The organism is Halopelagius fulvigenes (assembly GCF_055398025.1).
Genome location: NZ_AP043844.1, coordinates 284314 through 297969, shown reverse-complemented (window position 1 = coordinate 297969; position 13656 = coordinate 284314). Strand labels below are relative to the sequence as shown.

Genomic DNA, 13656 nt, shown 5'->3' with positions numbered 1-13656 from the left:
GGAAGCGGTGGTCCGGGAGCGTCTCCGTTTACGATGTGGAAACAAGTAGCCGCCAACCGCCTGTCGTCACGGGACTCCGTCCGCGGCAGGGGGTTCGAGACGCCACGAGCTAGACGGGCGGTGAGACGTCAGCACAGTGAGGCGGAACGACCCTCAGTTCAGTTCCGGCAGGTACGCCTCGTTGGCCGTAAGCAGTTCCTCGGTCATCTCGTGAATCTCGTCGAGGCTCAGCGCGGCGGCCGTCAGCGGGTCCTGCTTGACAGCGCGGTGGATCTTCTCACGGTCGTTCTTCAGCGCGCCTTCGACGACGAGGCGGTGGACGGCGACGTGTTGCTGGGGGAAGGTCTGTACCGAGGCGGGGAGGTCGCCGACGGAACACGGGTGCAGGCCCGTCCCGTCGACGAGCACCGGGACCTCGACGCAGGCGTCCGACGGGAGGTTCGTGATCGCGTCGGTCGCGTTGCTGACGTTGAGGTTCAGCCGGCGGGTCGTGTCCGTCTCGATGGAGTGGATGAGCCGGGAGGCGTACTCCTCGGAGCGTTCGACCGAGACCTCGTCCAAGTCGACGTCGAGGTCCGGGTCGTCGCGGCGCTCGGAGCGCTCCTGCCAGCCCTCGAGATAGGTCGCGGTGGGCATACGCTCGGCGTAGTCTGTGCCGGTCATCTCCTCGATAGTCTCCGCGCGGGTCCGGAAGTAGGGGACGTACTCCGACATGTGGTGGGACGACTCGGTCGGGAAGTAGCCGAAGTGGTCCATCATCTCGAAGCGGACCGTGTCGCGTTCGTATATATCGGGGTCCTCCATCGCGTCGCGGAGCGCCGGATATATGCTCTCACCCTCGTGGGTGGCTTCGAGGAACCAGGCGACGTGGTTGATACCCGCGACCCAGTAGTCGAGGTCCTCCTGGGGAATATCGACGTAATCGGCGATGGCCTCCACCGTGTGGGGGACGCTGTGACAGAGACCGATGGTCTCGACGTCCGTCGCCTCGAACATGGTCTGACAGAGGATGGACATCGGGTTCGTGTAGTTCAACAGCAGGGCGTCGGGACACAACTCTTCGATGTCGCTCGCGATGTCGAGCATCGTGGGGATGGTCCTGAGTCCGCGGAAGATACCGCCCGGCCCGATCGTGTCACCGATGGACTGTTCGACGCCGTACTTCTTCGGGATGCGGATCTCGTTCTCGAACGGTTCCGTTCCGCCGACGTTGATCATGTTCAGGACGTAGTCGGCTCCGTCGAGCGCTTCGGCCCGGTCGGTGGTCGACTCGACCGTCGCCTTGAGCCCCTCGTTAGCGACCATTGCCTCGGCGACCCGCGCCGTCTTCTCTAAGCTGTCCGCGTCGATGTCCATCAACGCGATCGTGCTGTCGTCGAGTTCCGGGAACGAGAGGATGTCGCCCACGAGCTTCGCGGAAAACACCATACTACCCGCTCCGATGAAGGTGATCTTCGGCATTCGGTCTCCTCTCGTAGATAGAGGCTAATAAAATCTCGTTCGACCACCTGTACATACTGATTAATGGTGGGAAAATTATAAATGGGGATAGTCCTTCGCCAATGACAAGGAGCAACTCATGACAGAGTCATATCCACCAGATCTCAGTAGGCGTTCGCTCGTGAAAACGCTCGGCGTCGGCGCGACCGTCGGCATCGCCGGTTGTAGCGGCGACAGTGGCGGCGGCGGTACCGCGGGCACCGGCGGCGGTGAATCCACCGATGGTGGCTCGGGCGAGACGACCACGCTGACCGTCGCCAGTTGGGGCGAGGGACTCGAGCGAGAGATCGTGACCGGCATTCTAAAGGAGTACGAGAATTCGACGGACGGCGTCAAGGTCAAGTACCAGAACACGCCCAACGAGCAGTTCTATCAGAACCTTCAGACCCAGTTCGCCGGCGGCAAGGAGCCCGACGTTTTCTACATGATCGCCGACGAGGCGCCCCAATTCATGCGAAACGGCGCGCTCCTGGGCGTCGGGTCCGAGCTAAAGAACGACGAGGAGTACAACTTCGACGACATCCTCGACAACCTACTAAAGCCGTTCACGTACAAGGGGACGGTGTACGGCATCCCCAAGGACTTCACGCCGGTCGGCCTGTTCTACAACACCGACCACCTCGAGACCGCCGGGGTGTCGGCACCGACGACGTGGAGCGAACTCCGGAGCGCGCTCGAAGCTATCGGCGAGTCGACCGACGTCGGCTTTCCGATGGCAGTCGGGAGTCAGCCGCGGAACACGCTTATACAGCTTATTTGGCAGAACGGCGGCGACGTGCTCTCCGAGGACGGGAGCGAGGCCGTCATCGGCTCCCAGGAGGCCGTCGAAGCCATGCAGTTCCTCAACGGACTCGTCGAGGACGACCTCGCGGGTATCTACGGCAACGACATCGAGGCGACGTGGGCGCCGCCGGCGATGGGCGACGGGAGCATCAGCATGGCGATGACCGGCGCGTGGTCAGTGTCTACGCTCGAACAGGACTACGGCGACATCTACAAGGCGACGGAGGTCGGGATGCCAGTCCCGGAGGGTGGCGAGAAAGCGACTATCTCGTTCACGACGGCCTGGTCCGCGTCCGCGAACACGAACGCCCCCGGCGCCTCGGTCGATCTGATCAAGGCGCTCACGAACAAAGAGGGAATGTGGAAGTGGGCCAGCACCGGGACCGCACTCCCCTCGCGCCAGTCGCTGCTCGACCGCGACTTCTACAACGACCGGCCGCTTCTCTCGGGACTCGGCGACCTGGGCGACGTCAGCCGTCCGATGGTGTTCGGCCCCAAGACGTCGACCATCCTCGACACCATCATGAACGAAGCGGAGGCCGTACTGACCGGCAACAAGGACCCCGAAACTGCTATGACCGCCGCCGAACGCCAGATCAACGAACAACTCTAGAATGGCACGAACGACGCTCGACGACGTGACGAAGCGGTTCGGTGACGACATCGTTGCCGTCAACGACCTGTCGCTCGAAATTCGCGACGGGGAGTTCCTCGTCCTCGTCGGCCCGTCCGGATGCGGGAAGTCGACGACGCTGCGAACGATCGCCGGGCTCGAGACGGTCAGCGAGGGCGAAATCCGTATCGACGGTCGCGACGTCACGGACGTGAAGCCCAAGGACCGCGACATCGCGATGGTGTTCCAGAACTACGCGCTGTACCCCCAGAAGACGGTCTCGGGGAACATGCGATTCGGGTTGGAGATGACGACCGACCTCGGCGACGAGGAGATCACACGTCGCGTCGAGGAAGCCGCCGAACTGCTCGATATCACGGAGCTACTGGACCGGCGTCCGCGGGCCCTCTCCGGCGGACAGCAACAGCGTGTCGCCCTCGGTCGGGCTATCGTGCGGAACCCGTCGGTGTTCCTGATGGACGAGCCGCTGTCGAACCTCGACGCCAAACTCCGGACGCAGATGCGGACAGAGCTTCAGGAGCTCCACGGTGAACTCGAGGCCACGACGGTGTACGTCACGCACGACCAGACGGAGGCGATGACGATGGGCGACCGCATCGCCGTTCTCGAATCCGGACAACTCCAGCAGGTCGGCACGCCGATGGAGATGTACTACGAACCGGCCAACGAGTTCGTCGCGACGTTCATCGGCTCCCCCTCCATGAACACTCTGGACGCGACGTTCGACGGTGAACACCTGCAACTTCCCGGGTACACGTACGAACCGACCGAGGCCCAGCGCGAGGTGCTGGCGGCCGATCTCAGCGGCGACTCGGTGACGCTCGGCGTCCGGCCGGAGGACGTCGTCCTCGCCGACGAACCCGGGCCGCGGACGGCGGAGTTCACCGCCAGCATCGTCGAGCCGATGGGGAGCGAGAACGTCCTCCACCTGCGCCACGAGATGGGCGAAATCGTCGCAACCGTCTCGGGCGGCCAGCGCGTCCGCGAGGGCGACCGCGTCCGAGTGTCCCTCCCGGCCGACCACGTCCACGCGTTCGACGGCGAGACGGGGGAGGCCGTCTTCAACCGGACGCGGACCGAGGAGACTGCGCCGGGCGTCGTGGGGAGGTCGACCGGGTCGGACGGCGATACGCTCGCCGACGGGGCGGGCGAGACGAGCGGTGGTGATCGGCCGTGAGCACGCCTACTGAGTCCATCTGGTCTTCGTTCCGGCGCGCCGGATCGGCGGTCCGCTCGGTCGTGGGTCAGGTCGTCGATCGGCCGACCGAGGAGAACAACCTCGCCGGCTTCCTCTTCGTCATCCCTAACGTGGTGGTGTTCTCGGTGTTCCTGCTCGGGCCGATACTGTACGCCTTCGTCCTCTCCTTCCAGGAGTGGAACCTGTTCCTCGGAACCGGGAAACTGGCCTGGACAGAGGTGCTCGGTCTGCGGCTCCCCGTAGCGAACTACGTCGAAATACTGCAACCGCTCCCGTGGGAGAACAACTGGGCCTCCCTGCGGAGCCCGTCGTTCAATCTCTGGTGGTTCGCCGTCCGGAACACGGTGGCCTACACGGCGGTCGTGGTCCCCGTCCAGATCATCGGGGGGTTCCTCGTGGCGCTGGCCCTGGACAGTCGCATCCGCGGCAAGAAGGTGTACCGCGCCGCGTACTTCCTCCCGGTGATGCTGTCGGCGGCCGCCAGCGGCGTCATCTGGCGCTGGATCCTGTCGCAGAACGGCGTCGTCAACGAGTTCCTCCGCCCGGTGGGTCTCGCCTACGGCTGGGCGAACAGCCCGAACACGGCACTGGGCGCGTTGATGCTCATCGGCCTGTGGGGTGGCATCGGGTTCAACATGATCCTCTACCTCGCCGGTCTCCAGAACATCCCCGACGAACTGTACGAAGCGGCTCGCATCGACGGCGCCGACGGACTGGACCGGATTCGCCACGTCACCTGGCCGAACCTCCGGAACACCCACTTCTTCGTCACGGTGCTGGCCATCATCGGCACGTTCCAAGTGTTCGGCATCGCGCTGGCGTTCGCGGAGGGTGGCCCGGCCCGCGCCACGACTACGGTCGTCGTCCTCATCTACGAGACGGCGTTCGTCCAGAGCAGCTTCGGACGAGCGAGCGCGATGGCGTTCTTCCTGTTCGCCGTCGTGTTCGTGTTCAGCTACTACCGTTACCGGATCGAACAACAGGACGAGGTGGCTTACTGATGTCCAAATCGAGCTACGACTACCCCGGATACGAGCGAGCAGGTGCCAGCTACTGGTCGAAGACGGCGTTGCTGTACGGAAGCATCACGCTCGGCGCGCTGTTGTGGTCCCTCCCGTTCTGGTGGATGCTGTCGACCGCACTCAGTGCGAACCCCACAGCCGGGTCCGTGTCGCTCGTCCCCGAGCAGACGACGCTCGCGAACTTCGAGGAGCTGTTCGCGACCCAGCCCGTCGGCCGGTGGTTCTTCAACACCATCGTCTTCGCCGGCAGCGTCACGGCGTTCAACCTCGTGTTCGACAGCCTCGCGGGGTACGCCCTGGCCAAGATCGAGTTCGTCGGCCGCGAGAAGTTGTTCCTGCTGTTCGTCGCGACGATCATGGTCCCGGCGATGGTGACGCTGATCCCGGTGTACATCCTTCTGTCGAACCTCGGGTGGGTAAACACCTACCAGGGGCTGATCGCGCCCATGATCGCCAATCCACTCGGTATCTTCCTGCTCCGCCAGCACTTCATGAACCTCCCGTCCTCGCTGGGCGACGCGGCGAAGATAGACGGCTGCAACGAGTTCCAGACCTTCTACAAGGTCTATCTCCCACTCGCCAAGCCGGCACTGGCGACGCTCGGCATCTACACGTTCGTGACGACCTGGAAGAACTTCGAGTGGCCGCTGATCATCGCGAGTGACGAGTCGATGTATACGCTGCCGGTGGCGTTGTTCGCGGTGCGGAACCAGTACTTCACCGAGTGGGGACTGGTGATGGCCGCGGCGGCGGTCATCGTCCTCCCCGTCATCGTCGTCTTCATGTCCGCCCAGCGGTACTTCATCCGCGGGATGACGCTCAGCGGCATGAAGGGTTAACGGTCCGACGTCACGATTCGACGTCCGCGTCCGTGTCCGGGGCGACGGCCGCCGCGCCGTCGCCGACCACCGCCTCGAACGCGACGACTTCTATCACGCCGAGGACGCCCGCCAACAGCATCGGCACCGTCACCGGAACGTAACTCGCGACCACGAGGAGGCCGGCGAGCGAGACGAGCCAGAGGACGGTGTACGAGGCGTACTCGGTAAGGGACTGTCTGGTCAGCCGAAGCGCGCGAACCGCGGACGGCGGCGGCGATGTCCGCGCGCGAAAGCTACCGACCCGGAGCGTCACCGCTAACGCCCCGACGACGCCGTACGCGCCGAGGAGCGCGAGCAACAGGAGGCCGCCGTCGTTCCGCGCCGTCCCGACGACGTAGTAGAACGCCGTCACTCCGCCGACCGAGAGCAGGAGGAGACTGAACGGGAGACCCGTCTTCAGATTCCGTCGGAAGGCCTCGACGAACAGACGAACTCGCCCGCGCTCCGTCGGCGGCGCGCCGGTATCGCGACGGGTGACGACTGCCGTCAGCACCTCGACGGCGGCCAGTATCGCCGGGCCGACGGTGACGAGCGGCAGGGATGCCACCGCCGTCAGCAGGCTCGCGACGACGATAGTGAGGAGTTCCGCGTAGAGCACGCGGATGACCGTCGTCGCCGTCGCGACGGGGCTCGGCAGGGATTCCGACATTCGTCCCGGGTATCGTCGTCTCCCGGGATAAAGAGAACGGTCCGGACGACCTCAGGAACGACCGTCGCCGTCGTCTGGTCGTTCCCGCACGTAGTGACGTTCGGCCAGTCGCGCCGTTCCCGACGGCCAGTTACTGGCACCCGGCCAGTTTCGGCGCCGTCGAGAGGGAGCGATATGCGATAGATATGAACATCGGAACTCCATTATTTGGATATCGAAGACCGAAGTAGTCAGTCATCGAAGCGACGCGACGGGGCGACGCTCCACCGATGGACGTCCGTTCCATCGAACCCGCTTTGGGAGTCTCTCCTCCCCCTATTCGATACAACCGGTATTGTACAAAATCGGACTCAGACGTTTCCCTCGTTCGACGGTCAACCCTCGTCGGGTCGATCCACAAAATGCCCGATAAAGCGTTTTGAGACCCGGAAAAAGATCCGATCCGAGAAATACGACGTTCGAGTACGAACGACGGTTCGGAGTTAGTCGCTCACGCTGGTCTGGACCTCCTCCCTTTCGGGCTTTCCTCCCATTTCGAGCTCCGTAGCGTCCGCTTCTGTTTGTCCCTGCGGCACACTTCCGTCGTGATCGCCGACTTCGAACTGATTCACAAGTTCTTGGAGCGACTGCGCCGACGCGGACACGTTCTGGATGTTCCGCGTCACCTCGTTTATCGACGCGGTCTGCTCTTCGGTCGCCGCCGAGACGGTACTCGTCTGCGACGTCGTCTCCTCGCTCACGCTCGACACCTCGTCGACCATCGAGACGACTTCCTCCGTGGACGTCGCCTGCGCTTCCGTCGACTCTGATATCTCCCTTACGCCGTGTTCGGCTCTCTGACTCGCGTCGGCGATGTCGTCGAACATCTCGATGGCGTTCTCGATGGTCTCTGCGCCGGTTTCGACGCGGTCCTTCATCGACTGCATGTCGCCCACCGTCTCGTCGGTGTCCTCCTGAATCTCGGTGATGAGTTTCTCGACGTCCTCGGTGGCGTCCTCCGCCTCGTTCGCGAGCGTCTTTATCTCGTTTGCGACCACCGCGAAGCCCTTTCCGACCTCGCCGGCGCGCGCGGCCTCGATGGACGCGTTGAGCGCGAGTAGGTTGGTCTGCTCGGTGATGTCCGTTATCAACTGGACGATGTCGTTTATCTCGTCGATGCGGTCTTCGAGACCCTCGACCTGGTCGACGGCGGCGTTCGTCTCCGTCTCGATGGCGGAGATCTCCTGCGTGGCGTCGGCGGCGTGTTCGCGGCCGCGTTCCGCCAGCGACACCGCCTCGTTCGCCGTATCGACCACGCCGTCGGCCGACGCGGCGACTTCCTCGATGGTGGCCGAGAGATTGTTCATCTCGTCGGACGCCGCCTGGAGCTGTTCGGTCTGCTGTTGCGCCCCGTGGGCTATCTCTTCGACCGATTCGGCGGTCGCCTGACTCGCGGACTCTATCTCCTCGGCGCTCGCGACGGTTTCGTTGCTCACCTGCGCGAACTCGTCTGCGACCTCGTGAACCTCCACGAGGCTCTGTCGAACCTTCTCGATGCCGTCGTCGATGTCGGACATGATGGCTCCGAACTCCCCGGGGAGGTCGGTCCGAATGTCGCGGTTCAACTTCCCGTCGCCGAGGTTCTCGCTGACGGTCCGGAGTTCGGCGACCTGCCGTCGGAGATTCCGCTGCATGTCGCCGAACGCCTCGACCAGGTCTCCGATTTCGTCGTCGGACGCCTCGATTTCGCTCTGGTCGTCGTCGAAGCGACCCTCCGCGAGGGCCGTCGCCCGGTCCCGGAGCTGCACGATGGGACGGGAGAAGTACCGCGCCGACCGGTATCCGATCGCGACGACGCCGACGCCGATGCCGCCGATCAACAGGAGGAAGATGTTCCGGGCCGAGGCGGTTCTGTCGCTCAACTCCTTTCCGAGGGCCACGCTCGGTGCCGTCACGTCCTCCTCGGGGACCGTCGCGAGGAGCGCGAACTGCTTGTCGCCGAACTGAAGCGGCGCGTACCCGACGTAGTAGCTCTCGTTCCCGTCGCTCCCCCGCTTCGCGTAGGTGCTCAGACCTCGCTCTCCGGCGAGTATCCGAGACTGCGCGACGCCGGCGAGCGACCCCGCGTACTTCGTGTCCGCGATGTTCGACCCCGACTCGACGACCGACTCGTTCGGGTGGCTGAGCACCCGTCCGTCAGCGTTCACGATGCTCAGATGGCCGCTATCGCCGACGGTGACGTCGTTCGTGAGCGCCGAGAGGATGCTGTAGTTGAACCGGAGCGCGATCGATCCCGCGAACTCCCCGCCTTGGTACACGGGGGTCGAGAGGTACATCGCTTGCTCGCCCTCTATCGTCTGGACGCTTCCGACGTGAACCTCGCCCTTCTGGAGATTCTTGCTCCGCTTGAACCAGTCGCTGCCGGCGTACGAGGCGCCCTCGACCGATTCGGTGACGACCTCTCCGTCCGCCCTGTGTGCGCGGATGACGCCCGCTCCGTTCTCGTCGGTCAGGATTATCTCCTCGTAGGCGGGCACCTCGCTGCCGTCGATAGAGACGGACCGCGTGTTCAGGTAACTCCGGAACGACGCGTTGATCCTATCCTTCGCGCTCTCTCTGGCGGTCGTCTGGAGTTCGTAGTAGTAGACGTTCGGTGCGAGCACCCAGTCGAAGTCCTCGTGGTAGGTGTAGGCGATGAACTTCCGTTCGAGGGGGTTCCCCTTCTGGGTGGTGTCCTCCCAGTCGTACTCCGCGATTCCCCAGTCCTCGCCGTTCCGAACGCCGGAGTTCGACCGGACGGTCGATTCGACGTCTTCGAACACCATCAACGAGGCGTCCGCTTTGAGGTTGAAGCCGTCGCGGAGACTGTGGTGGGCGACGATGTTCGAGTCACGGTCGGTGATGTACCCGTACCCGGTGGTACCGATGTAGCCGGGGTGGAACATCTTCGAGAGGGTGCCGGACGACCGCACTCCGTCGCCGGTCGTCCCGGTGAGAATCCGCTCGACTTTCCTCTCGACCTGTCGTTGCTGTTCGGGAGTGAGTTGCTCCCACCGCTTCCCGCCGTACTGCTCTTCGAGAACGGTCCGCTTCGTACTCTCGACGGTGCTGTGCATCTGCAGAGCCATGTGGCCGAGCTGCGTCCGACTCTGCCGCTGGACGAGGTCCCACTCGCCGGCTTTCGCCGCCTGATAGTTCTGCACCGGTGAGGAGTCGGCCAGCGAACGCGCGTCCACGCGTCGCACGTCCATGACGTTCTGAATCTGCTCTTGCCGCGCGTTGACCGTGTTGTTCAGTTCGCCCGTGACCTGTCCCTCCATGTGAGTCGTACTCTGTTCTTGCGCGTACGACCCGATCTCCTGCATCTCGTAGATTCCGGTCCCGCCGACCACGGAAACCGGAATCAGCGAGATGGCGAGACAGAGCGCGATGAGTTTCGTCTGTATCTTCATGTCGTATCTCCCCGTTCGTCGTCCGTTCGCCGTCCAAATCGGATGTCTCGAATGCTGGTCGCTCTGACCGCATCGTTCGCCCCTTTACCCGGTATCGTCTCTGATGTGAGCACTACATACTCAGTATTATATTTCATATATAACGCCACGGGCGAAAATATCTCTCGTGATAATGAGGGCGTGGCCCACCCGACCGTGAACGAGGGACGGTCACAGCGGTCGTGGTGCGCCGAGATGCAGGATTTTTGCGAGGAACGCTGCCGATGAACATTCGACGGTCCTCGTCGGCGACACTGGTCGACTTCCCGGTCGTAACTCCGGAATTTCATCTAATTAATTCTATCGAATAGCGGTTCGAAGCCGGACGGGGGATCCGCTTCCTCCCGCGGTTCGGACGGCGTGCCGGAGAATCACTCAGAGCGGGTCTGGACGTCTCTCATGGGGGGAGAGTCCGATGGAAAGATCAGAACTCCATTCATACGGGACGAAACGTGCGAACGTCTCGTTGACGTTCGCCTGTACGGTCGAATCTACTCGATTCGGGGGTTCTCGATTGCGATTCGAGCGACCCCGTCGCTCACGTCTCGACGGGGTACGTGCGGCCGGACTCGTCGCTCTCGGATCGGCCCCGTCTGAGATATGTGATTGGACACCTCCCCGGTTCGACCGTCGAACTCTGTCCCCTCTCCCTCGGGGTGTCGTTAGCGGGCGTCGTGGCCGCTACACTCCTCGCTGTCGCTTTCGGTCCCGCGTCCAGACAGTTCGCGGAACTCTCGGTCCGACCCTCAACGCCCTCCTCTCCATGAGTCACGCAGTCCATCCGCTCCGACCGCTCGTCGCATTCGCCGTCCCGTTTCAACACGCTGGCGATGCAGCGTTACCGCTCCGAGTTCGGCGTACAATTACCTGATTGATGGCATAAAATCACGGGCTGAACCGGCGCTGGTACCCCGGTCTTCTAGACCTTTTCTGCGTAGGCAACTGACCCGGCCTTCGCCCGAACTGCTTACGCTGCGTCTTCGACCGTCACGGTCACGCCGTCGCCAACTAGCCCGTCGGCTGTGGCTTCGATCTCGACCGTCCCGCCTTCCCGGTCCGCCCGGACGACGGTGATGCAGGTCCCGCGATACGCCGACCGAGTGTCGCCGACCCAAGGCTCGTTACTGTCGGTATTTCCGTTATCGACGCCGGCGATTTCACCTGCGCCCGAGACGTCGAATCGGATCTCGTGATCTGCGCGGGGGACGCGCACCCCGGTATCGTCGGTGACGGTCGCCCGGACGTACGCTAGGTCACGACCGTCTGCGATTATCGTCTCGCGGTCCGCGTCGAGTTCGATCCGGCTGGGGTCGCCAGCCGTTTCCAGTTCGTGTTCAGCGACTACTTCGCCGTCCTCTTTCGCCACCGCACGGAGTGTCCCGGCCTCGTAGGGGACGTACCACTCGATCGGGCGGGGCCCGAAACCGTCGGCGCGTTGAGTGCCAAGCGGTTCGTCGTTCTGATGGAGTTCGACCGATTCGGCGTTCTTGACTTCGGTTAGCATCTGGACTTCAGCGCGGTGGCGATTGACTGCGGTCGTACGGATGTCGGTGCCGAACGGTGCCACGGCGACCGAGTCGGTTTCGATCAAGTGCACGTCGCGATAGATACCCGACCCGGTGTACCAGCGACTGTGTGGGTACTCGTCGTTGTCGACGCGGACGGCGAGCGTCTCACCGCCGTCGACACCGAACTCGGAGAGCTTGTCGTTCACCGTCGAGTAGCCGTACGGGCGGTGACCGACGTGCTCACCGTCGACGTACACGTCGAAGTTCCGGTAGACTCCGTCGAATCGGATGGTCGCGTCCCGGTCGATATCGGCCGGGAGTTCGCGGCGGTACCAGCCCACGCCACCCGGAGCGAAGCCCTGTTGTTGCCCGCCGGGATTCTCGGAATCGAACGGGCCCCTGATGCTCCAGTCGTGGGGGACTTCGACGACCTCCCAGCCGCTATCGTCGAGTTCGGGGTCGGCGCCGTCGTCGAGGTCACCGAGGTGGAAGCGCCAGCCCGTCTCTAAGCGACGGACGCGCCGATACTCCCGGGAGGGACCTGTCTTGATCGTCATGTGTTCACATTGATCAGTCTCGTCAATTATCTTTTGATTCACTGAGAGATCGGTTATCCTGTTACTTCGGTCCCTCTCGAACCGATGTGAGTCGAATCGCCTGATCGGCTTCGTATCTGGTCCGAAGCAGATTCGTCTGTCGTCACTCTCTCTGACTCCCGTGATTTAGGATACCCCCGAATCCTGAATTACGAGACGCGGAGGGATACCAGCAGACTGATATGATTACGGTGCGTTTCGTAGGCTACTCCGGATGAGGTTCGAGAAGTATCCTTCTGTCTCCCTGCACAACGTCGCGGAGATGGTGCCGGCGGAGTGGACCGCCGACGGTGATCGGCTGTGCCGCGTCCCGGCTACGGTCGGCACAGGCCTGAACGTCGACGCCCGCGAACGTGTCAGACATCCGACCGGGAGCGAAATCCGGTTCGTTCCCGACCGTCCGAACGCGACGATCGAGATCACGCTCTCTGCAGCCGATAGAACGCGGGTTCGTCCGTTCTGGGGGCCGTTTCAGCCGTGGAAGCCGGTCGAGATCGGTCCCAGACCCGAGACTCTCACGTTCACTGTCCCGGATCGAATCGGCGCACTCGACACCGGCGAAGAAACGGGGAGATTCGATCCGCGGGTCTGTCGGATCGTATTCGAGCGCGCTCCGGCGGTCGCTCTTCACGATGTTTCCGGTGACTGTCGGCCTCCCACTTCCGATGAACTGCCCGCTCGGCGGTATCTCGCGTACGGGACATCTATCACTGAAGGCGCGGCAGCATCGGCACCGCATTTGAACTACGTTGCGCGCGTCGCCCGAGAACTGGGGTACGACGCGCTGAACTTCGGATGTTCGGGATCAGCGTTCTGCGACCCGGCTATGGCTGATTACATCGCAGGTCGCGACGATTGGGACGTCGCGACGCTAGCGCTCTCGGTGAACATGGCGAACCGAGGGTTTACTCTCACCCAGTTCCGGAACAGAGCGAGAAGGTTCGTCGAGACGATCGCGAATTCCCATCCCCGAAAACCGATCCTGTGCGTGACTCTCTTTCCCTACTTCGCAGACGCTGGCAGCGGGGACGATTTTGAACGCGCCGCTGACTTCCGAGCGACGCTGCGCTCTATCGTTACCGACTCTCGTCGCTCTAACCTTTTTCTCGCGGAAGGCGCGGAACTGATGAACATCTCCGGCCTGACGGCAGATATCCTCCACCCGGGAGACGCTGGAATGGACGCTATCGGGGACGGGGTAGCGTCCCGTCTTCGGAGGGTAACCGAGTGACGGAGAGAGCGGAGTCGGATGACCCCCCAGCGAATACCGAGACGGCATCTGGTACGCCAGATCGACTTTCAGAAGTAGTTTCGGTGGTCCGGAACCGGAGTCGACTACCGCCGTACGTCTAGCGTGGGACTCCGTTCGCGAGCGTCTCCCGACGAAGTCTCACCGGGGGCGCGTAAAAAGTACG

General features: G+C 63.2%; 9 protein-coding genes. 5 read left to right on the top strand and 4 right to left on the bottom strand.

Going from position 1 to position 13656, the window contains the following annotated elements; translation table 11 throughout:
* Nucleotides 1-153 precede the first annotated feature (153 nt).
* A complete protein-coding gene (gene melA / locus ACZ522_RS02810; protein WP_379695054.1) occupies nt 154-1461 on the bottom strand; it encodes an alpha-galactosidase in 1308 nt (435 codons plus the stop codon).
* A gap of 160 nt (nt 1462-1621) precedes the next feature.
* Between melA and ACZ522_RS02805 the strand changes: the two genes are divergently transcribed.
* The 4 genes from ACZ522_RS02805 to ACZ522_RS02790 are packed head-to-tail and all read left to right on the top strand — an operon-like array spanning nt 1622 to nt 5976.
* The gene (locus ACZ522_RS02805; RefSeq protein ID WP_379695056.1) at nt 1622-2896 is read left to right on the top strand and encodes an ABC transporter substrate-binding protein; all 1275 of its coding nucleotides are present in this window, start codon (nt 1622-1624) and stop codon (nt 2894-2896) included.
* A gap of 1 nt (nt 2897) precedes the next feature.
* A complete protein-coding gene (locus ACZ522_RS02800) occupies nt 2898-4094 on the top strand; it encodes an ABC transporter ATP-binding protein (RefSeq protein WP_379695058.1) in 1197 nt (398 codons plus the stop codon).
* Nucleotides 4091-5116 carry a carbohydrate ABC transporter permease gene (locus tag ACZ522_RS02795; protein WP_379695060.1) on the top strand — a complete coding sequence of 342 codons (1026 nt, stop codon included), beginning with the start codon at nt 4091-4093 and terminating at the stop codon, nt 5114-5116. Before ACZ522_RS02800 ends, ACZ522_RS02795 begins: the two co-directional genes overlap by 4 nt.
* On the top strand, nt 5116-5976 hold the full coding sequence (locus tag ACZ522_RS02790; protein ID WP_379695062.1) for a carbohydrate ABC transporter permease: 861 nt from the start codon (nt 5116-5118) through the stop codon (nt 5974-5976). Before ACZ522_RS02795 ends, ACZ522_RS02790 begins: the two co-directional genes overlap by 1 nt.
* Before the next feature lie 10 nt (nt 5977-5986).
* Here the strand turns inward: ACZ522_RS02790 and ACZ522_RS02785 are convergent, their stop codons facing one another.
* From ACZ522_RS02785 to ACZ522_RS02775, 3 genes are all read right to left on the bottom strand, one after another.
* Nucleotides 5987-6667, bottom strand: coding sequence for a hypothetical protein (locus ACZ522_RS02785; protein ID WP_379695064.1), 681 nt, complete (start codon nt 6665-6667; stop codon nt 5987-5989).
* Nucleotides 6668-7149: 482 nt separating this feature from the next.
* Nucleotides 7150-10098, bottom strand: coding sequence for a methyl-accepting chemotaxis protein (locus ACZ522_RS02780; RefSeq protein WP_379695066.1), 2949 nt, complete (start codon nt 10096-10098; stop codon nt 7150-7152).
* Between the two features lie 1006 nt (nt 10099-11104).
* A complete protein-coding gene (locus ACZ522_RS02775; protein ID WP_464391753.1) occupies nt 11105-12202 on the bottom strand; it encodes a DUF4982 domain-containing protein in 1098 nt (365 codons plus the stop codon).
* A 253-nt stretch (nt 12203-12455) separates the two neighbouring features.
* Between ACZ522_RS02775 and ACZ522_RS02770 the strand changes: the two genes are divergently transcribed.
* Nucleotides 12456-13472, top strand: coding sequence for an SGNH/GDSL hydrolase family protein (locus tag ACZ522_RS02770; RefSeq protein WP_379695070.1), 1017 nt, complete (start codon nt 12456-12458; stop codon nt 13470-13472).
* Nucleotides 13473-13656: the final 184 nt, after the last annotated feature.